The sequence below is a fragment of the Stenotrophomonas sp. NPDC047960 genome, from assembly GCF_043204395.1.
Classification (GTDB): domain Bacteria; phylum Pseudomonadota; class Gammaproteobacteria; order Xanthomonadales; family Xanthomonadaceae; genus Stenotrophomonas.
Map to the genome: position 1 here is coordinate 304,787 of NZ_JBIDBX010000005.1, position 23,509 is coordinate 328,295.

22 protein-coding genes, 1 tRNA gene and 1 pseudogene are annotated in these 23,509 nt (G+C 64.0%); 13 read left to right on the forward strand and 11 right to left on the reverse strand.

Annotation, left to right across the window (positions count from 1 at the left end):
• The first annotated feature begins 63 nt into the window (after window positions 1-63).
• From serC to aroA, 3 genes are all read left to right on the forward strand, one after another.
• On the forward strand, window positions 64-1,149 hold the full coding sequence (gene serC / locus ACGFZ3_RS13115; RefSeq protein WP_392921728.1) for a phosphoserine transaminase: 1,086 nt from the start codon (window positions 64-66) through the stop codon (window positions 1,147-1,149).
• Window positions 1,150-1,179: 30 nt separating this feature from the next.
• Window positions 1,180-2,340, forward strand: coding sequence for a prephenate dehydratase (pheA, locus tag ACGFZ3_RS13120; protein ID WP_392921731.1), 1,161 nt, complete (start codon window positions 1,180-1,182; stop codon window positions 2,338-2,340).
• A gap of 91 nt (window positions 2,341-2,431) precedes the next feature.
• Window positions 2,432-3,739 (forward strand): 3-phosphoshikimate 1-carboxyvinyltransferase, encoded by a 1,308-nt coding sequence (gene aroA, locus ACGFZ3_RS13125; protein ID WP_392921734.1) that lies wholly within the window; start codon window positions 2,432-2,434, stop codon window positions 3,737-3,739.
• 57 nt (window positions 3,740-3,796) lie between these two features.
• Here aroA and ACGFZ3_RS13130 read toward each other — a convergent pair whose 3' ends face one another.
• The 3 genes and pseudogenes from ACGFZ3_RS13130 to ACGFZ3_RS13140 all read right to left on the reverse strand — a co-directional run.
• Window positions 3,797-4,378 carry an energy transducer TonB gene (locus ACGFZ3_RS13130; protein WP_392921737.1) on the reverse strand — a complete coding sequence of 194 codons (582 nt, stop codon included), beginning with the start codon at window positions 4,376-4,378 and terminating at the stop codon, window positions 3,797-3,799.
• Window positions 4,379-4,663: 285 nt separating this feature from the next.
• The gene (locus tag ACGFZ3_RS13135; RefSeq protein WP_392922027.1) at window positions 4,664-4,729 is read right to left on the reverse strand and encodes a hypothetical protein; all 66 of its coding nucleotides are present in this window, start codon (window positions 4,727-4,729) and stop codon (window positions 4,664-4,666) included.
• Window positions 4,717-5,292, reverse strand: a pseudogene (locus ACGFZ3_RS13140) (TonB family protein); the annotation flags it as partial. The gene ACGFZ3_RS13135 and the pseudogene ACGFZ3_RS13140, both read right to left, overlap by 13 nt.
• Window positions 5,293-5,395: 103 nt before the next feature.
• Here ACGFZ3_RS13140 and serS point away from each other — a divergent pair.
• Together serS and ACGFZ3_RS13150 are read left to right on the forward strand one after the other, a co-directional pair.
• On the forward strand, window positions 5,396-6,676 hold the full coding sequence (serS, locus tag ACGFZ3_RS13145; RefSeq protein ID WP_392921740.1) for a serine--tRNA ligase: 1,281 nt from the start codon (window positions 5,396-5,398) through the stop codon (window positions 6,674-6,676).
• Between the two features lie 192 nt (window positions 6,677-6,868).
• The gene (locus tag ACGFZ3_RS13150; RefSeq protein WP_392921742.1) at window positions 6,869-7,708 is read left to right on the forward strand and encodes a hypothetical protein; all 840 of its coding nucleotides are present in this window, start codon (window positions 6,869-6,871) and stop codon (window positions 7,706-7,708) included.
• A gap of 129 nt (window positions 7,709-7,837) precedes the next feature.
• On the opposite strand, the gene ACGFZ3_RS13155 is transcribed toward ACGFZ3_RS13150, so the two are convergent.
• Window positions 7,838-8,425, reverse strand: a complete 588-nt coding sequence (locus ACGFZ3_RS13155) for an FMN-dependent NADH-azoreductase (RefSeq protein WP_392921745.1) — start codon at window positions 8,423-8,425, stop codon at window positions 7,838-7,840.
• Window positions 8,426-8,549: 124 nt separating this feature from the next.
• On the opposite strand from ACGFZ3_RS13155, the gene ACGFZ3_RS13160 reads away from it, so the two are divergent.
• Both ACGFZ3_RS13160 and ACGFZ3_RS13165 read left to right on the forward strand, forming a co-directional pair.
• A complete protein-coding gene (locus ACGFZ3_RS13160) occupies window positions 8,550-9,542 on the forward strand; it encodes a LysR family transcriptional regulator (RefSeq protein WP_068854691.1) in 993 nt (330 codons plus the stop codon).
• A gap of 76 nt (window positions 9,543-9,618) precedes the next feature.
• Window positions 9,619-9,708, forward strand: a tRNA-Ser gene (locus ACGFZ3_RS13165).
• On the opposite strand, the gene ACGFZ3_RS13170 is transcribed toward ACGFZ3_RS13165, so the two are convergent.
• On the reverse strand, window positions 9,709-10,020 hold the full coding sequence (locus tag ACGFZ3_RS13170; protein WP_392921748.1) for a hypothetical protein: 312 nt from the start codon (window positions 10,018-10,020) through the stop codon (window positions 9,709-9,711).
• A gap of 169 nt (window positions 10,021-10,189) precedes the next feature.
• Window positions 10,190-10,360 carry a CsbD family protein gene (locus ACGFZ3_RS13175; RefSeq protein WP_392921751.1) on the reverse strand — a complete coding sequence of 57 codons (171 nt, stop codon included), beginning with the start codon at window positions 10,358-10,360 and terminating at the stop codon, window positions 10,190-10,192.
• Between the two features lie 190 nt (window positions 10,361-10,550).
• Here ACGFZ3_RS13175 and ACGFZ3_RS13180 point away from each other — a divergent pair, with 190 nt between their 5' ends.
• Window positions 10,551-11,459, forward strand: coding sequence for an NAD(P)/FAD-dependent oxidoreductase (locus ACGFZ3_RS13180; protein ID WP_392921753.1), 909 nt, complete (start codon window positions 10,551-10,553; stop codon window positions 11,457-11,459).
• A gap of 17 nt (window positions 11,460-11,476) precedes the next feature.
• Here ACGFZ3_RS13180 and ACGFZ3_RS13185 read toward each other — a convergent pair whose 3' ends face one another.
• The 3 genes from ACGFZ3_RS13185 to ACGFZ3_RS13195 are packed head-to-tail and all read right to left on the reverse strand — an operon-like array spanning window position 11,477 to window position 14,921.
• The gene (locus tag ACGFZ3_RS13185; RefSeq protein ID WP_392921756.1) at window positions 11,477-12,853 is read right to left on the reverse strand and encodes an MFS transporter; all 1,377 of its coding nucleotides are present in this window, start codon (window positions 12,851-12,853) and stop codon (window positions 11,477-11,479) included.
• Window positions 12,850-14,091 carry a cytochrome P450 gene (locus ACGFZ3_RS13190; protein ID WP_392921759.1) on the reverse strand — a complete coding sequence of 414 codons (1,242 nt, stop codon included), beginning with the start codon at window positions 14,089-14,091 and terminating at the stop codon, window positions 12,850-12,852. The genes ACGFZ3_RS13185 and ACGFZ3_RS13190 overlap by 4 nt, the downstream gene beginning before the upstream one ends.
• Before the next feature lie 41 nt (window positions 14,092-14,132).
• Window positions 14,133-14,921, reverse strand: coding sequence for a tRNA-dependent cyclodipeptide synthase (locus ACGFZ3_RS13195; RefSeq protein WP_392921762.1), 789 nt, complete (start codon window positions 14,919-14,921; stop codon window positions 14,133-14,135).
• A 214-nt stretch (window positions 14,922-15,135) separates the two neighbouring features.
• Between ACGFZ3_RS13195 and ACGFZ3_RS13200 the strand changes: the two genes are divergently transcribed.
• Complete coding sequence (locus tag ACGFZ3_RS13200; RefSeq protein ID WP_392921764.1) at window positions 15,136-15,876, forward strand: AraC family transcriptional regulator; 741 nt, start codon at window positions 15,136-15,138, stop codon at window positions 15,874-15,876.
• Here the strand turns inward: ACGFZ3_RS13200 and ACGFZ3_RS13205 are convergent.
• Entirely contained in the window at window positions 15,873-18,566 is a 2,694-nt protein-coding gene (locus ACGFZ3_RS13205) for a UvrD-helicase domain-containing protein (protein WP_392921767.1), read from the reverse strand. The two genes, ACGFZ3_RS13200 and ACGFZ3_RS13205, sit on opposite strands and share 4 nt — an antisense overlap.
• Window positions 18,567-18,664: 98 nt before the next feature.
• A complete protein-coding gene (locus tag ACGFZ3_RS13210; protein ID WP_392921770.1) occupies window positions 18,665-19,885 on the reverse strand; it encodes an MFS transporter in 1,221 nt (406 codons plus the stop codon).
• A 214-nt stretch (window positions 19,886-20,099) separates the two neighbouring features.
• On the opposite strand from ACGFZ3_RS13210, the gene ACGFZ3_RS13215 reads away from it, so the two are divergent.
• The 4 genes from ACGFZ3_RS13215 to ACGFZ3_RS13230 all read left to right on the forward strand — a co-directional run bounded on the left by ACGFZ3_RS13215 (window position 20,100) and on the right by ACGFZ3_RS13230 (window position 23,489).
• Window positions 20,100-20,525 (forward strand): D-Ala-D-Ala carboxypeptidase family metallohydrolase, encoded by a 426-nt coding sequence (locus ACGFZ3_RS13215; protein ID WP_392921773.1) that lies wholly within the window; start codon window positions 20,100-20,102, stop codon window positions 20,523-20,525.
• Between the two features lie 157 nt (window positions 20,526-20,682).
• Window positions 20,683-20,913 carry a hypothetical protein gene (locus ACGFZ3_RS13220; RefSeq protein WP_392921775.1) on the forward strand — a complete coding sequence of 77 codons (231 nt, stop codon included), beginning with the start codon at window positions 20,683-20,685 and terminating at the stop codon, window positions 20,911-20,913.
• Window positions 20,914-20,963: 50 nt separating this feature from the next.
• Window positions 20,964-22,622 (forward strand): type IV secretory system conjugative DNA transfer family protein, encoded by a 1,659-nt coding sequence (locus ACGFZ3_RS13225; protein ID WP_392922029.1) that lies wholly within the window; start codon window positions 20,964-20,966, stop codon window positions 22,620-22,622.
• Between the two features lie 408 nt (window positions 22,623-23,030).
• Complete coding sequence (locus ACGFZ3_RS13230; RefSeq protein WP_392921778.1) at window positions 23,031-23,489, forward strand: hypothetical protein; 459 nt, start codon at window positions 23,031-23,033, stop codon at window positions 23,487-23,489.
• The last annotated feature ends 20 nt before the right edge of the window (window positions 23,490-23,509 follow it).

Genomic DNA, 23,509 nt, shown 5'->3' on the forward strand with positions numbered 1-23,509 from the left:
TCCTGCAAGGCCTAAAGGCTGGTGCGCTGCGGCATACTAGGGGTCTTGCCCCATAGGTGTGACATGACGCGCGCGTTCAATTTCAGTGCCGGCCCTGCAACCCTGCCGGAATCGGTCCTGCGCCAGGCGCAGGAAGAGATGTTGGAATGGAACGGCGCTGGTGCCTCCATTGTCGAAATGAGCCACCGCGGCCCGGAGTTCATGGCCGTTGCCGCCCAGGCCGAAGCAGACCTGCGCCGCCTGCTCGGGGTGCCGGACGACTACGCGGTGATGTTCCTGGCCGGTGGAGCGACCACCCAGCAGGCCCTGCTCGCGCTGAATTTCGCCGCCCCCGGGCAGACCGTCGACTATGTGCTCACCGGCCATTGGGGCAAGACCGCGATCAAGCAGGTCAGCCCCTACGTGCGGGTCAACGTGGCCGCCAGCAGCGAGGCCGGTGGTTTCCATGACATCCCGCCGCGCAGCCAATGGCAGTTGTCCGATGATGCCGCCTACGTGCACATCACCGCGAACGAAACCATCCATGGCGTCGAGTTCCGAGACACCCCGGACGTCGGCAATGCGCCGCTGTTCGCCGATTTCAGCTCTTCCATCGCCAGCGAACCGCTGGACGTTTCCCGCTATGGCCTGATCTATGCCGGTGCCCAGAAGAACCTGGGTCCGGTGGGCGTTTCGGTGGTGATCGTGCGCCGCGACCTGCTCGAGCGCAGTGGCCAGCCGCGCGCGGACATTTTCGATTACCGCTCGCACGTCGCCCGCGACTCCATGCTCAACACCCCCCCCACCTGGAACTGGTACCTGGCCGGGCTGGTGTTCCAGTGGATGCTGGCCGAGGGCGGGGTGGAAGAATTTGCACGCCGCAATGCAGTCAAATCATCGCTGGTCTACGGCGCCATCGATGCCTCCGGTGGCTTCTACCGCAACGAAGTCGTGCCTGCCGCGCGTTCACGGATGAATATTCCGTTCTTCCTGCCCGACGAAAGCCTCACCGCACGTTTCGTGAGCGAGTCGAAGGCCGCCGGGCTGCTGGCGCTGAAGGGCCACAAGGCCGTCGGCGGCATCCGCGCCTCGCTGTACAACGCGCTGCCGGTGGAAGGCGCCCAGGCGCTGGCCGCCTTCATGCGCGATTTCCAGCAGCGCAACGGCTGACGCTCCCGACATCTGTAACTGGATACCCTGATGGCCAACAAACCCGCCAAGCCCAAGGCACCTGCCGCCAAGTCCGCCAAAACCAAGGCCGACGCCGTACCCGCCGTCGCCGCTCCGGTGCTGTCGGATGTGCGCGCCAAGATCGACCACATCGACCGCAGCATCCAGGCGCTGATCGCCGAGCGTGCCCAGTTCGCCCACCAGGTCGGCAAGGCCAAGGGCAAGCTTGCTGCGGCCGTGGACTACTACCGCCCCGAACGCGAAGCCCAGGTGCTGCGCATGGTGGTGGACCGCAACGAAGGCCCGCTCAGCGACGAAGTGCTGGTGCATGTGTTCCGCGAAATCATGTCGGCCTGCCTTGCCCAGCAGGAGCCGCTCAAGATCGGATACCTGGGCCCGGAAGGCACCTTCAGCCAGCAGGCCGTGCTCAAGCACTTCGGCCGTTCGGCGCTGGGCCTGCCGCTGGCCAGCATTGAAGAAGTGTTCCAGGAAGTGGAAGCGGGCAACGCCGATTTTGGCGTGGTGCCGGTGGAGAATTCGGGGCAGGGCACCATCCAGATCACCCTGGACATGTTCCTCACGTCCAACCTGAAGATCTGCGGCGAAGTCGAACTGCGCGTGCAACAGTACCTGATGTCGCGCAGCGGCCGGCTGGAAGATGTCGAACGCGTGTACGGCCATCCGCAATCGTTCATGCAGACCTCCTCGTGGCTGCGCGCCAACCTGCCCAAGGCCGAAAAAGTGCCGGTATCGAGCAATGCCGAAGGCGCGCGCCGCGCCCGCAACGCCGATGACGCCGCCGCCATTGGTGGCGAAAGTGCAGGGCACGTGTACGGCCTTAAGAAGGTCGTGACCAAGCCGATCCAGAACGACGCCGACAACACCACCCGCTTCCTGGTGGTGGGCCGCCAGTTCTTCCCGAGCTCCGGCCACGACCGCACCTCGGTGCTGGTGTTCATCCACGACAAGCCCGGCGCGCTGTTCGACGTGCTCAGTCCGTTCGCGCGGCACGGCATCAGCATGAACCGCATCGAATCGCGCCCGTCGCACAACGCCAAGTGGGAGTACGGCTTCTTCATCGATCTGGCCGGCCACATCGACGATGCGGCCATGCAGGCCGCGCTGGCCGAATTGAAGGCGCACTCGGCACAGATCAAGGTGCTGGGTTCCTACCCGGTGGCCGTGCCCTGAGACCCCGGCGCCCGCCGACCGTGCGCGGCGCCGCTTACCGTCATTCCGCATCATCGCTGCCTTCGCAGGCGGCTTTCTACAGGATTCATCGATGACCGCTTCCGCTTCCTGGACCGCCCGCAAGGGCCAGCCCCTGCAGGGCAGCCTGACCATTCCCGGCGACAAGTCCGTCTCGCATCGTGCGGTGATGTTCGCTGCACTGGCCGATGGCGTTTCGCACATCGATGGTTTCCTGGAAGGTGAGGACACCCGCGCCACCGCTGCGATCTTTTCGCAGATGGGCGTGCGCATTGAAACCCCGTCGCCGTCGCAGCGTATCGTCCACGGCGTGGGCGTGGATGGCCTGCAGGCACCAGCCGGCCCGCTGAATTGCGGCAACGCCGGCACCGGCATGCGCCTGCTGGCCGGCCTGCTCGCCGCGCAGCCGTTCGATTCGGTGATGGTGGGCGACGAATCGCTGTCGCGCCGTCCGATGCGCCGGGTGACCGGCCCGTTGGCGCAGATGGGCGCGAAGATCGACACCGAGGCCGATGGCACCCCGCCGCTGCGCGTGCACGGCGGCCAGCCGCTGCACGGCATCGACTTTGCCTCGCCGGTGGCCAGCGCGCAGGTCAAATCGGCCGTGCTGCTGGCCGGCCTGTATGCGCAGGGCGACACTGCCGTGACCGAACCGCACCCGACCCGTGACTACAGCGAGCGCATGCTGCGCGCGTTCGGTGTGGAGATCGAGTTTTCGCCCGGCAAGGCCCGCCTGCGCGGCGGCCAGCGCCTGCGCGCCACCGACATCGCGGTGCCGGCCGACTTCTCCTCGGCCGCATTTTTCCTGGTGGCGGCCAGCATCATTCCCGGCTCGGCGCTGACCCTGCGCCAGGTCGGTCTCAACCCGCGCCGCACCGGCCTGCTGGCCGCCCTGCGCCTGATGGGCGCGGATATCCGCGAAGAGAACCATGCAGAGCAGGGCGGGGAAGCCGTTGCAGACCTGGTGGTCCGCCATGCACCGCTGCACGGCGCCGAGATTCCCGAAGCGCTGGTGCCGGACATGATCGACGAGTTCCCGGCGCTGTTCGTCGCAGCGGCGGCCGCGCAGGGCAACACGGTGGTGCGTGGCGCCGCCGAACTTCGGGTCAAGGAATCCGACCGTCTCGCCGCCATGGCCACCGGCCTGCGCAGCCTTGGCGTGCAGGTGGATGAAACCGAAGACGGTGCCACCATCCACGGTGGCCATGAACTGGGCAGCGGCACCATCGAAAGCCACGGCGACCACCGCATCGCCATGGCCTTTGCCATCGCCGGCCAGCTCAGCAGCGGCGAGGTGCGCATCAACGACATCGCCAACGTTGCCACCTCGTTCCCCGACTTCGACGGCATCGCCCGCACCGCCGGCTTCAACCTCGCGTAAAAAAAGGAGCCGACCAGAGGGTCGGCTCCCGGCCCCCCGCCGTTTTTCAGATGCGGGTTACCGCTGCTCGGTACGGAAATCCACCGGCACGCGAACAACACTGGCTACAGCGCGGCCGTTGTGCATCGCCGGCTCGAACTTCCAGTCACGCACGGTGCTCAGCACCGCACGGTCCAGGTCGCGGTCGCGACCACCCGAGCGCTGCACGATGTTCGCGTCGGTCACCTGGCCGCGCGGGTCAACGTTGAGGCTGGCGATCACGCTGCCTTCCACGCCACTACGCAGCGCCGAACGCGGATACACCGGCTTGGCGTTGCTGCTCAGCGGGCGCGCATCGCGATCCCGGACGGCTGCCGGCGCGGCACGACGCTGCGTGGTGGCAGGCGCCGCTTCACGCTTGGCCGGCGCCGGCGTGACGGCAACCGGGGTTTCGGTAGCGGGCAGCATGCGTTCGCCGACCGGCGCCATGGCGCCCTCATCGGGATTGGCATAGCGCAACCACACCAGCGCGGCGGCGAACATCGCGACAATCAGCGCGATCCACAGCATCGGGGAGGTACGGCGACGGCCCGGCTCGTCAATGATGCCGCGCTGCTGCTGCGGCGACGTAGGCATCTCGTGTGCATGGCTAACACTCATGGCGGACTCCTGGTGTCGAGTTGACGACGCCAGTCTTGCCTGAGCCGGGTTGCAGGTGTGTCACCGATGCGTCAACGCCATGACTGCATTCCCATAGAGGTTCAGCATGATGAGCCGAACCTTTACGCCAACGTCGCGCGGTCTTCAAACGCGCCCACCAACGGTGGGCACCTATCCGCGTTCTTAAAATGTGTGCCCACCAACGGTGGGCGACCTACGGCGTTGTTTGAATGTGTACCCACCAACGGTGGGCACCTACCCGCGCAATTTCATTGCGCTTTGAAATCAAACGGCACTTCGATGCTGCCCGGCACCGCAACGCCGCCGCTCTGCGCCGGCTGGAAACGCCAACGGCGCACGGCATCCGTGGCGGCGCGATCCAGGTCACGCGAGCCGCTGCGCTGGATGATGGTTACGTTCATGGGGTAGCCGGTCGCGTCCACATCCACGCGTACCACCACGCTGCCTTCCACGCCGTTGCGCAGGGCGGCAGGCGGGTAGGTCGGCGGCGGCGACTGGTCGGCAATCGGCTGCGGGCGGTCGCCGGCGGCCATCGCCACGGGGGCGGTCTCAGGCGCGGCAGCGGCCGGGGCGGCCGGCGCGGGCGGCGGAGCGGTTTCCACCAGCTGCGGCTTTTCGTCCTCCACCGGCAGCGGCTTGGCATCGGGCATGTCGCTGGACCCGGCCGCGGCGGGCAGGGGTTCGGGCAGCGGCTCGACCTGGGCGACGTCCTGCGGGGTCTGCGCGGGGCCGGCCTTGTAGAAGTCGTTGTTGCGGTTGCCCAGCCACACCGCCAGGAACAGCAGCACGCCGACGCCAAAGGCGATCCCGGCGATCATGAGGCTGCGCCGGGGCAGTTGGAAGGTGATGTTCTTGCCAGACGAGGAACGGGAAGCGGACATGAGCCATACCATGATGAACCCCCCGATTCTGCCACGCCGGAAATGAACCGGGCGGCAGAAAAGCCGATTACAGGCGATAATCCCCCTCCAGACCTGACCTTACTGTCCAAACGCCATGCTCGATCCAGCCCTGCTCCGCCAACAGCCCGCCGAACTTGCCGAACGCCTGCGCGCCTCGCGCGGTTTCGAGCTGGACGTCTCCGGGCTGGAGTCGCTGGAAGCCGACCGCAAGCGCATCCAGATCCGCACCCAGGAGCTGCAGAGCCTGCGCAACAGCCGTTCCAAGGCCATCGGCCAGGCCAAGGCCAAGGGTGAGGACGTCTCGGCGATCATGGCCGAAGTGGCCGCCTTCGCCGACGAGCTGAAGGCCTCGGAAGTCACCCTGGACGAGCTGCGCGAGAAGATCGAAGCCATCGCGATGGGTATCCCCAACGTACCGGCCGACGACGTCCCGTACGGAAAGGACGAATCCGAGAACGTCGAGCAGAAGCGCTGGGGCACTCCGCGCAGCTTCGATTTCCCGGTGCTGGACCATGTCGAGCTCGGCGCCCGCAACCAGGGCCTGGACGGCGAAGCCGGTGCCAAGCTGTCCGGTTCGCGCTTCACCGTGCTGCGCGGCCCGGTCGCGCGGCTGCACCGCGCCCTGGCCCAGTTCATGCTCGACCTGCACACCGGCGAGCACGGGTACGAGGAAACCAATGTCCCGGTCCTGGTGAACCCGGAATCGCTGCGTGGCACCAGCCAGCTGCCCAAGTTCGAAGACGACCTGTTCAAGACCGCCGTCGGTGAATCCACCCGTTACCTGATCCCGACCTCGGAAGTGTCGCTGACCAACATCGTGCGCGACGAGATCATCGAGGCTGAGCGCCTGCCGCTGAGCATGACCGCCCATTCGCTGTGCTTCCGCGCCGAAGCCGGTAGCGGCGGCCGCGACGTGCGCGGCATGATCCGCCAGCACCAGTTCGAGAAGGTCGAGCTGGTCACCGTGTGTGCGCCGGCCGACAGCGAAGCCGAGCACCAGCGCATGACCCGCTGCGCCGAAGTGGTGCTGGAAAAGCTGGGCCTGCCGTACCGCAAGGTGCTGCTGTGCACCGGCGACATGGGCTTCTCGGCGGTGAAGACCTACGACCTGGAAGTGTGGCTGCCCTCGCAGGACACCTACCGCGAAATCTCCTCGTGCTCCAACTGCGGCGACTTCCAGGCGCGCCGCATGCAGGCGCGCTGGCGCAACCCGGAAAGCGGCAAGCCGGAACTGGTGCACACCCTCAACGGCTCGGGCGTGGCCGTGGGCCGCGCGATGATCGCGGTGATGGAGAACTACCAGAACGCCGATGGCAGCATCACCGTACCGGACGCCTTGAAGCCCTACATGGGTGGCCTGGACACCATCGCGTAACCAGCACACCCGCCGAAAGGCGGGTTTTTTCTGGCCAAGCTTCCCCCTGGGTCAATGGGTTCACATCCCGCTAACCGCATCGGCGGTACTCAGTTCCCGTCGGGGAAGACATCTGCGCAAACCATGTCGAGGCATTGGCCTACGTTGCAGCACTGCACGTAAGCAACGCTGCCTCACCAAAGGAGTGCGGCCATGACATTTCAAGAAACGAAGGGGGCACCAAGGGCTGGCGCCTGGGTCCGTGGTTCTTCAAGCGGATCGAACGTTACACTCGACCAGGTGCAATTGTCCGTCGAGACGAACTTTGTGAGCGGTCCACAACCGATACAAAGTGTGCATCCATGGGGATTCATCCTGCCTGGTGAAGCCGTGGTATATGACCTCACCATTCTCGCCATCATCCAGGCCTACTGGGTGCCGGTGGGAACAACGTTCATCCTGCGCTTGGTGCCCGATGACGGGTCTACCCCGTATGAGACGCGCGTACTCCATGTTGGACCCAATCCGGTGGAGTACTTCAAGCTGCCCAGCGCGTGGCTCATGCCTCATATCGGGCAGATGGTGTACCTAGGCTATCAGGCAGAGCTACCGGATGGCACCCGAATCGAAGGCCCTGGGCTTGGATTCCAGATCACGCCATTGCTGCAGGTGCCTGAGGTGAGATACGAAGGATTGGCGCCCGGTGAACCGCTGGACCCATCCAAATTCCCGGATGGACTGGTAGCCACGGTCGATCCCATTCCGCAGATCAGGCCATATCACCGCGCAGCCATGCATTTCTCAGTGAACGGACACCGGGATGGATGGCTGTCTACCATTATTCGTCGCGGTTTTACTCTGGACACCCTGACGACGGACCGCCCCGCAATCGTCAAAATCGATGCCGCCGCGTATTCCGGACACTACGAAGATGGCTACACCGACGTCTATGCAACGGCGACGCTATTGACAGTTCTGGTTCCGCAACCCAATCCGCATGGAGTTGAGCCCATCTCGATGGGGAGGATTGATATCTCGCCGCCTGCGCGTTGATTCCTCCCGCTACGTCCGGGGAGCCTCCACACAAAGCGGCCCCGCAAACGCGGGGCCGCACGGAAGGGGGAGGGGAGTTCCGGCCCGGGCAGGGCGTCCGACGAGGACTCAACGCCTGCCCTGAAACACTCAGGCTTCGGCCGGTTCTTCAAACTCGGCCGCCGGCAGGCTGGCCAGCGCGGCGGCAATGGCCTCTTCGCGATGCGTCGGCGAGTAGGCAATGCCTTCGGCGCGCACGAACTCCACGTTGGTGATGCCCATGAAGGCGAACACCTGGCGCAGGAACGGTTCCTGGAAGTCGGCCGGCGAATCGGTGTAAATGCCACCACGCGCGCTGGCGATGATGACCCGCTTGCCACCGGCCAGGCCGACCGGGCCGTTCTCGGTGTACTTGAAGGTCCGCCCGGCCACCGCCACGCGGTCGATCCAGGCCTTCAGGGTCGACGGAATGCTGAAGTTGTACATCGGCGCGCCGATGACAATCACGTCGGCCGCCAGGAACTGCTGCATCACCGCTTCGGCGTCGGTCGCTTCAGCGGCATCCGCCTGGGCCAGCGAACCACTACTCAAATGGGGAATGGGATTACGATCGAGATCACGGTAGGTTACATCGAGATTCTCGACGGTCTCATTGAATCGTGCGACGACCGCTGCAGAGAGCTGGCGGGAAACCGAGTTGTCGCCCAGCACGCTGGCATCAATGTGAAGAAGCTTCATGGCTATCACCTGTATCCGGGAAAGGGCGGTCAAGGCGCCGCCGACGGAAAACAGGTTAGGTTGTTGCGTAGTTGGGATAAAGGTGGTTGAATACCACGTATTGTTCTATATCTGGAACTTCGGTATGCACGACCTCAATGACCTGTACTACTTTGCCATGGTGGTGGACCACGGCGGCTTTGCCGCGGCCGAACGTGCCCTGGGCATCCCCAAATCCCGTCTGAGCCGCCGCATCAGCCAGCTCGAAACCGATCTTGGCGTACGCCTGCTGCAGCGCTCCACGCGCCGCTTTGCGGTGACCGACGTCGGCACCAGCGTGCACCGCCACGCGCAGACCATGCTGGCCGAAGCCCAGGCCGCGCGCGAAGTGGTGGACCGGCTCAGCGCCGAGCCACGCGGCCTGGTGCGGGCAAGCGTGCCGGTGTCATTGGCGCAGATGCAGCTGCCCAAGCTGCTGCCGAAGTTCCTGGCCCAGTATCCGAAAGTGCGCCTGCAGCTGAACATCAGCAACCGCCGTGTCGACATCATCAACGAAGGCTACGACGTCGCCCTGCGCGTGCGCTCGCGCCTGGACGATGACGGCAGCCTCGTGATGCGCAGCTTTGGCCAGGTGCAGGAACTGCTGGTCGCCAGCCCCAAGTACCTGGACCGCGCCGGCCGCCCTAAAGACCCGGACGAATTGGCCAATCACGTCACCCTGAGCATCAGCGAAGACGAGGCCCGCCAGCGCTGGGAGCTGCACGGCCCGGAAGGCGCGGTGCGCCGCGTCGACCTGCAGCCGCGAGTGGCGGGGTTCGACTTCCCGCTGCTGCAGAGCATGGTCAAGGACGGCTTCGGCATCACCATGCTGCCCGAAACCGTCTGCGCCGACGCCGTGCGCAGCGGCGAGCTGGAAGTGGTGCTGCCGGAATGGTCGCTGCCGCAGGGCATCTGCCACGCCGTGTTCGCCTCCCGCCGCGGCCTGCTGCCGGCGGTACGGGTGTTCATCGACTTCCTGGCCGAGCACCTGCCGCCGCAACTGGAGGCCTCGCGGCTGGACTGCGGTGGCGCCTGCGAACGGGCCAAAGAGAAGATCCGGGCCAGCGCCCTGGGCGCCCTGGCTGTAGACGCCGGCTGAGCATGCCGCACGCGGCCTTGGGCAAACCGGGTCGCCCATGCGAGAATACGCGCCCGGCCTCGGCCGGACCGCATGAGGAGAGATGGCCGAGCGGTTTAAGGCACCGGTCTTGAAAACCGGCGAAGGGTCAAACCTTCCGTGGGTTCGAATCCCACTCTCTCCGCCATCATGTTCCGATCATCCGACGCAGGCGGCGACGCAGTGCTCCTGCCGCCGCGGCGATCGCCATGGAAGGTGGCGCCATCACCAGTGCGTACACCAGACCGGGCAGCAACAATGGGCCGACGCCCGATACCACGGCGACGACCGGCAACTGCAGCACCATCAGCAGCAGGCCCCATAGCCACGCCCGCCGGGGAAAACAGGCGCCGAGAACTGCGGCAATACCCAGTGCGACGGGATAGACAACGGTCCAGAACGCGGGGGCGTCCCAAGGCGCCCCGCCCGGAGTCCGGAAGGCCACCAGTATCCAGAACACAACGCTGATCTTCAGCGTGGCGGCACTTGCCGCTAGACAATTCCCCGCATCTGCATTTTCGATCTCCCGCGCCAGGATGCCGCATGTCGCAGTTCGGCGATCCTGCTGGGTACAACGACGACAGGTAAGGGGAGTCCGCCACTCCACCATGGGAGCAGCGGATCAGACATCAATGACGGGCGTCATCCTTGGCCTTGCCCACTTCGTTCTGGACCTTGCCCACATTTTTCTGGACCTTGCCCTCGATTTCCTGCGACTTGTCCCCGGTCACCTTGCCAGCCACTTCCTTGACCGTGCCCTTGACCTGGTTCTTCATGCCTTCAGTGCGGTTCTTATCCACGGTGTTGCCTCCGAGTTGACCCGTTGCGGGTAACACGATGCTGCTTGCGGGCCGGTCGCGAGGCGGTGAAGTGCGCCGTCACGCCATCCGCATGCCAGCCAATCGTTCATTAACCACCCCGTAAGCGTGAGGGCCGGTTCACGAGACGCCCGTATTCTGCGCGGGCCCCCGCCTTGAATCGAATCTCCCCATGCGCGCTGCACCACGCCACCACGTTGACGTCATCATCATTGGAGGCAGCTACGCCGGGATGTCGGCTGCGCTGCAACTCGTGCGCGCCCGCCGCAGTGTGCTGGTCATCGACAGTGGAACGCCGCGCAATCGAAACTCGCTGGCCGCTCATGGCTTCATCGGCCAGGAAGGTCTGCATCCGGCGGACATCGCCACGCAGGCCCGCACCGAACTCCAGCGCTATCCCACGTTGACGTGGGTGCAGGGCAAGGCGGTGAACGCCCGCGTGCTCGAAGCAGGCTCATTGTTCGAGGTCGGCTGCGAAGATGGACAAATGTTCAGCGCCGATCGCCTCGTCCTGGCCTATGGGGTGACCGATACGCTGCCCCCCATTCAAGGCCTGGCCGAACGCTGGGGCCGCAGCGTGTTTCACTGCCCCTACTGCCACGGTTACGAACTCTACGAGGGCAACATCGGCGTGATCGGGTGTTCCAACGATGGCGGGGCGGGGCAGGCGCTGCTGCTGTGTGACTGGGGCCGCATAACCTTGTTCTGCAGCAATCCGGAAGCCATCGATCCGGAGCAGCGCGATCGCCTTGACGAATGCGGCGTGGTCATCGAATCCGAACGAATCGAGCACGTGGAGGACGCCGCCACGGTCGCATTGGAAGGCGGTCGCAAGATCGCGTTGGATGCGCTGTTCCTGCTTCCACGTTCAACCCTCTCTTCAGATATCGCCGAGCAGCTCGGCTGTGAACTGATGGACGCCGGCTGCATCACCGCCGATTCGGCCAAGCAGACCACGGTGCCCGGCGTGTTCACCTGCGGTGATGCCGGGCGCATGGCCGGCAGCATCGCGCTGGCGGTGGGCGAGGGCGCGCTGGTGGGGGTTGCTGTGCACCGTTCGCTGTTGGGGTTGCTGGACTAGTGAGGTGCCGCCTGGCCTCAAGACGTGGGGCGGGCAGGTTTCGGGCAGACAGCACCACACAGGAGCAGGGTCAGTATCAGCACCAGATGCGCACTGAAACCGCCGGGCGTGGCACCTTCAGATTCCACTCCCGGCGTCGCGCTGAGTACTGCCACCAGTGCCGTACCGATTGCAGATCCCGCCAAGGTCATTATGCGGGTCAACGAGCTGGCGTGTGGTATCTGAGCTGAGCTCAATCCCGTATAGGCACTCGACATGGACAAGAGCGTCAGCACGCCGATACCCGCGCCGCGCAACAGCATACCCACCGCCATGAGAACCAGATCGTAGGCAAATGGGGGCAGGAGGAGGATCGAGCCGGAAACAGCCATCAGAATGCAGCTCTGTGCGACGCGGAACTCGCTGCAGTGGCGTGCAACCATGGGAAGAAGCTGGCGGGCCAGGAGCATACCTACGCCCTGCAACGCCAATAGTGCGCCGGCGATGGTGAGTCCGAGGCGGCCATCCTCGATGAAGTAGAGCGAGAAAAGGAGCAGTCCACCGTAGTAGGCGACGCTGGAAAGGAGCAGTAGCCCAGAAGAACGCCGAAACGGACGAATCGCGAAGAGACGAAGGTCCACGATCGCATTTTCCCGCTGTCGCGAGGCATGCATAAGGAAAGCTAGAAGGGCGACAAGCCCTGCCGCTCCGGAGATCAAGGGGAGGCCGGTGGACCGCGCCGCTGACAGACCGTAGATGCAGCCAGCCAAGGACGAGGAAAGCAGCAGGAGCCCTGTCGCATCGAGTGCGGTGCGCTGCGCTGCCGCCATGTCGGGAATCAACTGGGACGCGAAGCGAATGGACAGAAGTGAGATGGGAACGTGAAGCCAGAAGATCGCTCGCCAGTCCAGCAGCTGCAACGCAGCGCCACCGATCAGTGGGCCCAGAATCGGAACTACCACTGATGGAATCGACATCAGGGTAAGGGCGCTCCGTGTTTTCTTTCGCCCAATGGCAGTGACCAGAATCGTCTGCATGGTGGGGAGCATGACGCCCGTTGCCATGCCCTGTAGCACTCTGGAGCCGATGAGCATCTCTACAGTCCATGAGAGCCCGCAAAGGCATGCTCCAGCGAGGAAGATCCAGAGGCAGGCCAGCCAGACGGTCTTCGCGCCAAGGCGTTCGCAGAGCCATGCGGACAGTGGCACCGTGGCGGCAGCGGCGAGGGCGTACGCCGTAATGACCCACTGCATCAGCGGCAGCGAAACCGCAAGAGAACGTCCAATGCCATGAATGGCGATGTTGAGCAGGGTCGCATCCAGCAACGGGAGGGTAGCGCCAAGCACGAGCGTCCAGGCAATGGTGCGGTCCGCCCGGCTGAGCGCGACGCCCGCAGTAACATGAGCCGCTTTCATTCACGTGCCTTGGGTGTATTTGCAGTGGAACAGGGTTCAAACTCAAGCGGCAATGCAACAGGGCCTCGGGTGTAGAAGCCTTCCTCTTGAAAGGTGAAGCGTGGGGAAATGCGAAGGCCCCGCAGGCGATCCAGAAGGATGTTCGCTGTCAGCTCAAGCTGAATCTGTGAGAACGCAGCTCCAAGGCAAACGTGGGTTCCTGCACCAAATGCGAGATGCGCCGAGGCGTTGCCTGGTAACGCAGTCGTGACCTGCCTTCTGTCGATGTCGAATCTCGCCGGATCGCGGAAGACGGATGGATCACGATTGGCTGCACCGGGCATGCAGAAGACACGCGCACCCGCAGGAAGACGTATGCCGCCAACACTTACATCTTCACTGAGCTGCCTGGGAATCAGCTGCACCGGCGAATTGAGCCGGAGCGTCTCTGCAATGGCTGGCGCCAGGAGCTGGCGGTCCTTCTTGACCCTCTCGAGGCGGACTGGGCAGGAAGCAAGGTGGTAGAAGAGGTATGCGAGGGTCTTGTCGGTTGGCTCGGCGGCGGCCAGTATCACGTTCAGTACCAGGGCGATGATCTCCGAGGTGGTCATGACGCCTTCCCCGGAAACTGGATTGCACAGCAATGCAACAAGGCCACTGGGGCTGCCGTCCCTCAGGTCCGCAGTCAGCGGCGTGAGATAGGCAATGAATGCCCGGCTGCAAGCGAGGCTGTGCTGCTTCTGCGCTTCGGTGACCCTGAGGCTTGTTATGAACGATGCGACACCTTCATGCCATGCAATCAGGTCACGATGCCTGTCGGTAGGCAAGCCAAGAACCTCGAGTGTGACCAGCATGCTGTATGTCTTTCCGAAGTCGCTGATCAAGTCCACCCGCCCATGCCGCATTGGACTCGACAGAAGGTCCGATGTGACGCGCGCTATGATCCGGGAGTGACGATCGCGGTTCTGGCGGCCACTGAACGCGGAAAGAACCAGCCGTCTCTTGGCTTTGTGCTCCGGTCCTTCCATTTGGGCGAGTACGCGGTCACCCATTACTGGCTGGGCGCTCGTGGCCAAGGGGGCGGTGGTGAACGCAGGTGATCGAAGTGCCTGCGTCACGTCATCGTGGCGTCCAAGGAAGTACGTGTCGATCCTGGGGTCAAGCAAGATGGCGTCTGATGCATGCAGTTGTTCATACATCGGAATGGGGTTTCGCTGAAAAGTGGGATCCATTACGTCGAACTCGATGATGTTTCGCATTGCCCTGTCCCTTCGATTACATGTGCCGGTTGAGCCATGGCTCAGCTCAGTCGATGTACGCGCTTCAGATCGATGGCTGCCCCGACGGAAACGATGCCGTGCCCTTGCCTTCCATCCACGCTCAACGGGAACTCGCCGGAAAGAAGTGCGTTACCTATGGGCCAAGGACGGTGGTAGGCGAGAACCGAGCAATCGGTGCCCAGCAGCTCCGCACTGCAGAGATAGAACGGCATTTCAGCGAGGACGTAGGATGACGCGAGGTGAACGTCTGCGTCCGCGGACAGCAGCATGCAAGTGCCCGTGGTTTGCGTCCGTCGTTCAAGTGCCTGGCGGGACATGCACAGGCAGGCGTCCCTGAAGGCCCGGCAGTTCTCAAAGGCGTTCTGCGCTGCCGATCTCATCTTCAGGTAGCGTTCGTCGTGGAAGTAGTCCGAGAAATCAATGATCCTGGTAAGCGATGTTGCATTGCCCCTGGCATCGAGGATGTGCTCAAGAGAGCGTCGATGTCGCCTCAGCTCCTTGCGCGCCTTTCGAAGAGCTTTGGTTTGGGATACTCCAGTGGCGATGAGAAGCAGTGCGGCGCTCTCTTCGTCCGGAAGCAGTACATCGACACGGCGAAATCCAGCACTTGCCCACGCCAGTAGAGATGAAACGTATTCCGTCGAGAAGCGGGAGTTGAACGGGCTGATGCCGACCAGTAGATGTTCCCGACGTGCAATAAGCTCATTGCAGCGTTCCGAGTGGCCACATATTGAGAACGTGAATGGTGCTGGTGCAGGTTCCTCTGTGCAATTTGGCTGCAGGTCGGAAATGGATGTTGCGTAATGCATTGATGTTCTTCCTCATGGGGTGCCGCGATCCGCGTATCCACCTCTCATCGCTGAAAGCGGGATGCAGTGCGCCGGAGGAGAATAGGGAGCTGTGGTAGCGTTTGCTTTCCAGGACGGCGCGTTCGTTGTCGAAATCATGTCAATCCGAAGCTCGAATAGACGTCGAGTTGAAGCGCAATCAGGGGACATGTTTGCTCCCTGTCGGGATTTTCCGATGAGATGCGTAGTGCGTGCACACACCGCGCACACTGAAGTTCAGCCACATCGGCACCCATGGGCACAGATGGTCTTCTCGGACCACGGGACCGTTCGTGTGCACGCCAATCGCAAGACATTCACCGTGCCACCTTGGCGGGCGGTCTGGATTCCACCCGACACCCTTCATGCGTCGGTCGTGATCCAGGACGCAACGCTTCACGCGGTGCATCTGCTGGCTGACCCCGGTAGCCGACCAGATCAAGGAAGTTGGCAGGAGTGCCAGGTGCTTGAGGTAGGGCCGTTGCTTCGCGAAGTGATAAAGGCGGTCAGCGAAGAGGAACGTGGCGGGCTGCTATCGGAGCGGTATGGCAGCCTGGTCGGGTTGGCGATGATCGAATTGCGCAGCGCGAGGCGTGTTGCGCTCGGCGTCCTGATGCCAGAGGAAAAGCGCTTGCGTCACGTCTGCGAGGCGTTCCTGGCCGACGCCAGGTTGGATCAGCCCCTCGCCGAGCTTGCATCCCGTGCCGGCGCCAGCATCAGCACCATCAACCGCCTCTTCCTGATGGAGATGGGATGTAGCTTCTCGGACTGGCGCAAGCAGGCGTTGCTTTCAAGGGCTTTCGCATTGGCAGCTGAGGGTTGTTCGGTGAGCCGGATTGCCATGGACCTTGGATACAGCAGCGTCAGCGCCTTCTCCTACATGGTCACGCAGTTGGTCGGTATGCCACCGAGCAAGGTGCTTGGACGACCGCGCTAACGGCCGTTCGGCTTGTATTGGCAGCGCGGGTAGCTGGAACAGGAGGCGAACTCGCCATAGGGCCCGGTGCGCTGCACGATCACTCCACCACCGCACACCGGGCAGGCCTGCTCGCGGATCGGTTCGCCGTTGAGCGTGGTGACCGCTACCGCGTCGTCGTGGACCAGCTCATCCAGGAACGGGGAACGCTTGCCCTGTACGGTGAACATCACCACCGAGCGGCGCGCGCGGGTCAGCGCCACGTAGAACAGGCGGCGTTCCTCGCTCAACGGGAACGTATCCGCGTGCGGCATCGCCAGGCCCAGGACCGGATCATCGGCGCGCGCGCTCGGGAAGCTGCGCTCGAGCATTGCCGGCAGGATCAAGATATCGGCCTCGGCGCCCTTGGCTCGATGCGCGGTGAGGAAGCTCAGCTCCAGGTCCGCACCGAAACGTGAGGTCCAGTGCGCAGGCAGGTACGAGCGCTCGGCGTTGTAGCGGCCCAGCACGAATACCGTCAGCCGCCCATTGGGCCCCGGCGCGATCGCGCCACTCTGCACCTGCTGTTGCAACCGTTGCAGGTACTGATAGATCGCATCCTGCAGGCGGTCGCGCGAGGACACCTGGAACGCCTGCAATGCCGCACCCTGCGCCGGCGTGGACGATCTGACCTGCTTGGCGATCTGCGCCGGGTTCCTGGAAATGAAGCGGCTGGAGGCATCGCACAGCGCCTGCGGGCAGCGGAACGTCTGTGCCAACTGCAGCACCTGCGACGGCCCAAAGATGTCGTCAAACCGCGTCATCACACTCACGTCGGCGCCGGCGAAACGGTTGATCGACTGCCAGTCGTCGCCCACCGCGAACAGGTGCCGGCCCGGCGCCTGCACCAGTGCGCGGCACAAGCGCGCCCGGGCGCGCGAGGCGTCCTGGAACTCATCGGCCATCACCAGCAGGTAGGGCGACTGATAGCGCTCCTGTTCCAGGTATTCGGCGGCCTGGTTGAGCATGTCTTCAAAGTCGATGGCGTTCTCGGCCGCGAGCGCGTCGTCCCAGGCATGCAGGACCGGCGTGGCCAGTTCAAGGAACAGCCGGTAGCGGTGCTTGAAACGGTCTTCCGGCAACCGGCGCAGCCGCTCGGCCAAGTCCGCCATGGAAAGCCCGTTGCTCTTGGCGTGGCTGATGAAAGTGCGCAGCAGGCCGATCAGCTCGCTGTCCGGCATCGGGCGGGCACCGTCTTCGGGGAGTTCACGGTCCGGGTTGGGATCCAGCGCAAGGTCGTGCGCGGTCAGCGCGTCGCTGAGTGCGTCGAACAGCTCACCGCTGCGCAGCTGGGCGGCGGTGGTTTCCAGTCGTACCGCGTCACTGCCACGTGCATGTACACCGGGGGCATCGTCCATCCGGTGCACGTGGTACAGCGTCGTGCCCGGATAGAAGAAATCCGCGCAGCCCGGCTGCCAGGTATCGGTGGCCGTATCCAGCAACGGGTGGGGTTCGTAGGTGTAGTCCACGCCGTTGTAGAACAGCCAGTCGGCGATCACGCATTCTTCGATGTTGCCCACCCGCTCGCCGCGCAGCGTGCGCACGTAGCGGTTGCCCTCCGTGTCCCAGCCGTCCGCAGGCGCGGTCTCACCGCGCGGTGGCAGGTCGCGGGCGAAGACCAGCCGGAACATGTCCCACTGCGTGCGGAAGTGCAGCGAGCGGTCCTTGAGCCGGTCGATGATGTCGGCCAGGTGGTTGAACCCCTGCGCAGCATCCACCGCCCAGGACGGTACCTCGGGCATGCGCCCGGTCACCTTGCCGATGATCTGCCGGCCGAGGGCATGGAACGTGCAGGCTGTGACGTCGTCGGCGCGCAGGCCCAACCGCGCGAATGCAGCGGCGGTGCGCTGCTGCAGCTCGCTGGCCGCTCCCTTGTTGAAGGCCAGCATCACGATCTGGTCCGGTGCCATCAGGCCGCGCTCGACCGCATAGGCGGCCTTGGCGACCATTGTCGAGGTCTTGCCTGATCCGGCCGCGGCCACCACCAGCACGCGGCTGTCAAAGCACAGCACCGCACGCGCCTGTTCCCCGCTCAATGGCCGGCGCTCGACACGGGCCAGCAGCTCGGCAGCTTCGCTGCGCGCGTGCTGCAGGTGCGCCTCATTATGTGATGCGAACCGTGCTTCCCAGTCACCGGCCCAGCGCAGCAGGTCGTCCTCGACCTCCGCTGCAGTGCCGTCCAGCTGCGGGCGCAGCGTAGGGTCGTCAAACACGGCCCACAGCGCATCTTCATCCAGTGGCAGGGTGGGGCGGCGCCGCAGAACCGTCTGCTGCTGTTCCAGCGTAAGCCAGCAGTGTCCGGCATCGGCCTGTTGGAGCAGCGCATCGGCCTCGGTCAGCCATGCGCGCACTTGGGCCAAGGCCTCGTTGGCTTCTTCAAGCCGTTGATCCAGCCGACGGACGTGCACGCTTGCCGACCACAGCGCTTGCAGTTTGCGCGCCTGTGCATCGGGAAGCCCGCCGAGCCGGAGGTCGCCATCCTCGGTAGCGAACCACAGCGTGGCCCAGAGCGGCCCGCGCTGCACGCGCCAGGCCTGCGACGCGGCAACGGCCAGCGAGTACCGCTGTGCATCCACTGTCAGCTCGAAGCGGTCATCCATCCGGCGCAGTTGCCAGTGTGGCGAGCGCGAGAGGCGTCGGCCCCAGGGGGAAGGGGACCAGTAATGCGTCATCGGTACATCAGCGGGAAACCAGGCCCGCCATGATAGAAAAATCCCAGCAGAAAAACCGAGCAGGGGCGGGGTCCTTCAGCGCGGCCGCCTCGGGCTGATCAGCGCTGGCAGGCCACGGCCTCATTCGTGCGCGACTGCCGCTCCACCAGCACCGCCACGCCCCACAGCAGCAGGCCGCCCAGTGCGGTGGCCGCGCCCACATAGCCGGTCACGGCCGGGCTGAAGCCGGCGCCAATGGCCATGCCGCCGAACCACGGGCCAAGTGCATTGGCCGTATTGAACGCGGCGTGGTTGGACGCAGCGGCGAGCGTCTGCGCCTCACCGGCGACGTCCATCAGGCGGGTCTGCAGCACGGCGGCCAGGGCGCCCATCGTGCCCACGGCGACGATCATCGGGAAGATCGTCCACACCGAGTTGGCCGCCAGCGGGTAGGCCAGCAGCACCACGATCGACCACAGCAACACCACCGCGGCGGCGCGGAACTGGAAGCGGTCCACCAGCCAGCCACCCGCGACGTTGCCGATGATCGCGCCGACGCCGAAGATGCCCACGGCCACCGGCATCCACGATTCGGCCAGGCCGGTTACCTGTACCAGGGTCGGCGCAAGGTAGGTGAACACGCAGAACATGCCGGCAAACCCGACCGAACCGATTGCCAGCGCAAGCCACACCTGCGGGCGGTTGAAGGCGCGCAGCTCACGCATTGGCGAGGTGCGCACCTCATCCGGATCGGGCACCAGGAAGCGCGCGATCATCACCACCGTGGCGATGGCGAGCACGCTGACCAGCGCGAAGGCGGTCCGCCAGCTTGACTGCTGGCCCAGCCAGGTCGTGAGCGGGTTGCCCACCAGGATCGCGATCGACAGGCCCAGCAGGACCTTCGACACCGCCGCACCGCGCTGCGCGGGCGGGCTGATCGCCGCCGCCACCAGCATCGCCACGCCAAAGTAGGCGCCATGCGGCAGGCCGGCGACGAAGCGTGCGATCAGCATCGTCGTGTAATCCGGTGCCAGTGCGCTGGCCAGGTTGCCGACGGCATAGAAGCCCATCAGGCCCAGCAGCAGCGTGCGCCGGGCATAGCCGGCACCGGCGAAGGCCAGCAATGGGGCACCCACCACCACGCCGATCGCGTAAGCACTGATAAGGTGGCCGACCTGGGTTTCGCCGATCGACAGCCCACGGCTGATTTCCAGCATCAGACCCATGCTGGCGAATTCACTGGTGCCAATGGCGAAGCCGCCCAGCGACAGTGCCAGGATGATCAGCGTCCGCTGGCGGGGAGACAGCCGCGCGGCCATAGGGAGGGGAGTGGGGCTCATTGGATCGGAAGGGCGGAGAACGTGGTCCGCCATTGTACTGCTGCGACGCAACATAAGCCTGAAGCTGAGGATGTACCACTGGAAAGCTGTGGTCGATTTCGCGGCACCGTGTGTGCCGGAGACATGGAAGCCGTCGCATCGTCTTCACGCCATCTTCACGGTGCGCTGGCCGGGCGCGTGCACGCTATCGGCAGATCACCGCGAGTGAGTGCGGATGCAACTGACGCCGAACTTCACCCTCGAAGAAATGACCGTCACGTCCACCGGTTTGCCGAACGTGGCCAATCGCACAGAGCGTGCCGCGTTGCTCGCACTGGCCGTACACGTGCTGCAACCGTTGCGCGATGCACTGGGGAAGCCGGTGTACATCACGTCCGGGTTCCGCTCGGCCGCGGTCAACCGCGCAGTGGGCGGCGTAGCAGACAGCCAGCATCGCAAGGGCCAGGCGGCCGACATCCGCGTGCACGGCATGACCTCGATGGCGCTGGCGCAGCGGATCGTCGCGCTGGAGTTGCCGTTCGACCAGCTCATTGAAGAATTCGGTCAGTGGGTGCACGTATCGTACGCGCCGCAACGGCGGCGCCAGCAGTTGACCGCAGTACGGCGTGAAGGTCGCACGCACTACCAACAAGGGCTATAGCAGCGTGATGAATGCGATCCCGTTCCATTGTCCCACCCAGCACACCATTGTGGCGAATACATGTGTATTCACAGCTGTATTGTAAGTAATTTCCGATTGGCATCGTCTCGAACGTGCATTAGCATGCGCGCATTGGCATCAAGCCGAGGGAGCATGCGTGATGGTGAAATTCCCTCATGCGTTGCGGGTTGATGGCAGGTTTCAGCGGGTGGCTCTGACATGTTCGCCGGTGTACAGTCCGGCCGATGTGTTTGGCTTCGCCGTTTTCACATCCGACGGCGCGCGGCTGACCGATGTGGTGTCGCTTGATCAAGCGCACTCGCACTGGTCGCAGTTGTGCGAAGAAGAGAAAGACACGCGCACGGTGCCACGCAGGCGCCGGCGCTAGACGCAGCGCCTTGGGGCGCGTCATGGAGGATTGGTTTGTCCACGCAGAAGATCGTTGTCACCGCTGTTGTCATCCTCTTGACCGCACTTGTTGGCTACTGCCTTGCCGGCTACCTCACGCTGCTGTTCCTCGGCCTGGATACCGGGCTGTTCAAGTGGAATACGTATTACCAATACGTCCAGGCAATGGATCAGCCGGCGGTTGCGCCGTACCTGACCAAGATCAAAGCCGCCGGTGTGGTCGGGTTCGGTCTGCCGGTCGCGGCCTGCCTGGTCGCGCTGTTCTTCGTGGTGAAACCCAAGAAGAAATCGCTGCACGGCGATGCCCGCTTTGCCGCTGCCGCCGATCTGGCCAAGCACGGTCTGTTCAAGAAGACCGACAACGGCATCGTGGTCGGCAGCTTCGGCGGCAAGCTGGTGCGCCTGAGCGGCCAGCAGTTCGTGATCCTGGCCGCACCCACCCGCTCCGGCAAGGGCGTGGGCGTGGTCATTCCCAATCTGCTCGAGTACGGCGAGTCGGTGGTGGTGCTGGACATCAAGCAGGAAAACTTCGACCTCACCAGTGGCTGGCGTGCCAGCCAGGGCCACGAGGTGTTCCTGTTCAATCCGTTTGCCGAAGACCGGCGCACTCATCGCTGGAACCCGCTCAGCTACGTCTCTGACGACCAGGCCTTCCGGGTCTCCGAGTTGATGAGCATCGCCGCGATGCTGTACCCGGATGGCTCGGACGAGCAGAAGTTCTGGATCAGCCAGGCCCGCAATGCGTTCATGGCCTTCACCCTGTACCTGTTCGAGAACTGGGACGACGAGCGCCGCCAGGGGTTCCCGGGCGGAGCCGGCACGCCGACGCTGGGCGCGGTGTTCCGCCTGTCCACCGGTGATGGCAGCGACCTGAAGAAGTACCTCAAGGCACTGTCCGAGCAGAAGTTCCTGAGTGGCAACGCGCGTTCTGCATTTGCGAACCTGCTGTCGCAGGCCGATGAAACCTTCGCCTCGATCATGGGCACGTTCAAGGAGCCGCTGAACGCCTGGATCAACCCGGTACTGGACAAGGCCACCAGCGCCAACGATTTCCTGCTGACGGACCTGCGCAAGAAGAAGATGACCATCTACATCGGCATCCAGCCCAACAAGCTGGCCGAAAGCCGACTGATCATCAACCTCTTCTTCAGCCAGATCATCAACCTCAACACCAAGGAACTGCCCAAGTCCAATCCGGACCTGAAGTACCAGTGCCTGCTGTTGATGGACGAATTCACCGCCATTGGCAAGGTGGACATCATCGCCTCTGCGGTGTCCTACATGGCCGGCTACAACGTGCGCCTGCTGCCCATCATCCAGAGCATGGCCCAGCTGGACGCCACGTACGGCAAGGACGTTTCACGCACCATCATCACCAACCACGCGCTGCAGATCCTCTACGCGCCCCGTGAGCAGCAGGACGCCAACGACTATTCGGAGATGCTCGGTTACACCACCGTGCGCAGGAAGAACGTCACCCACGCCCGAGAGAAGACCCACAGCTTCACTGAGGAGCGGCGCGCTTTGATGCTGCCGCAGGAGCTCAAGGCAATGGGCAGCGACCACGAAGTGTTCCTCTACGAAGGCATTCCGCATCCGGTGAAGTGCGACAAGATCAAGTATTACCAGGACCGCTATTTCACGTCGCGTCTGCTGCCGAAGACGTCGGTGCCACTGCTGGATCTGTAACCGTTGTGTGTGAACGGATGTGACGCGCGTCAAAAAAAGACTCCGTCGACGTTAAAAAATTGTCGCTTTTGACGTTGATTTGACGCGGATGTGTGGCATCGTATTTGTGATGGACGTTCTGTACGTCATGAATTTGTTGTGTAGACCAGTGCTGGAAGACATGCATTGGAGTAGTCAAGAGGAACAGGGATGGCTTTTCTCGGGTTGGGTGTGCGGGCGCAGGGGCCGGACAGGCGTTCGGGGCGTTCACACACCAGACGGGGCGGGGGCCCGGTTGCACCGGTGAACGGTGTTGCTGCTTGCATCCAACGTCGCCACATCCAGCCTGCCACCAGGCCGGGATGCGCCGAAGCATTGCCGTTTTTTCCGGGTTAAAGCCGCAATTCCGTACGTCATAGGGAAGTCCGTATGAAGCAAGCGTTTCTGTCAAAGGGATCCATCAGCGCCGCTACCGCTGTTGCCGTGTTGCTGCTCGCTGGCTGCGCCACGCCGCCGGCACCGGATTTCGGCGGTCGCTGGAAGCCGGTGAACCGCTTCGCCAGCACCACCATGGAAATACCGCTGTACACCAGCTACGTGTACCAGGCCTCGCCCATGGACGGGACCTTGAAGACCATGCTCGAGCGCTGGGCCAAGGATTCGGGGATGACGCTGGATTACCGCATCAGCTCCGATTACACGCTGTATGGGGCGGTTTCCACGATCGGCACCACCAATCCGCAACAGGCCATGATCGACCTCACTGCCGCGTATGCAGGGCAGGGTGTGTCCGTGTCCATCGTTGGCAACCAGATCGTCGTGCAGTCCGCCTCCGCTTCTTCGCCGACCGCTGCCGCCGGCAGTGTCGACGGGTCCAGCGGCAGCTGAGTCCCGCGCCCCCTTGATGT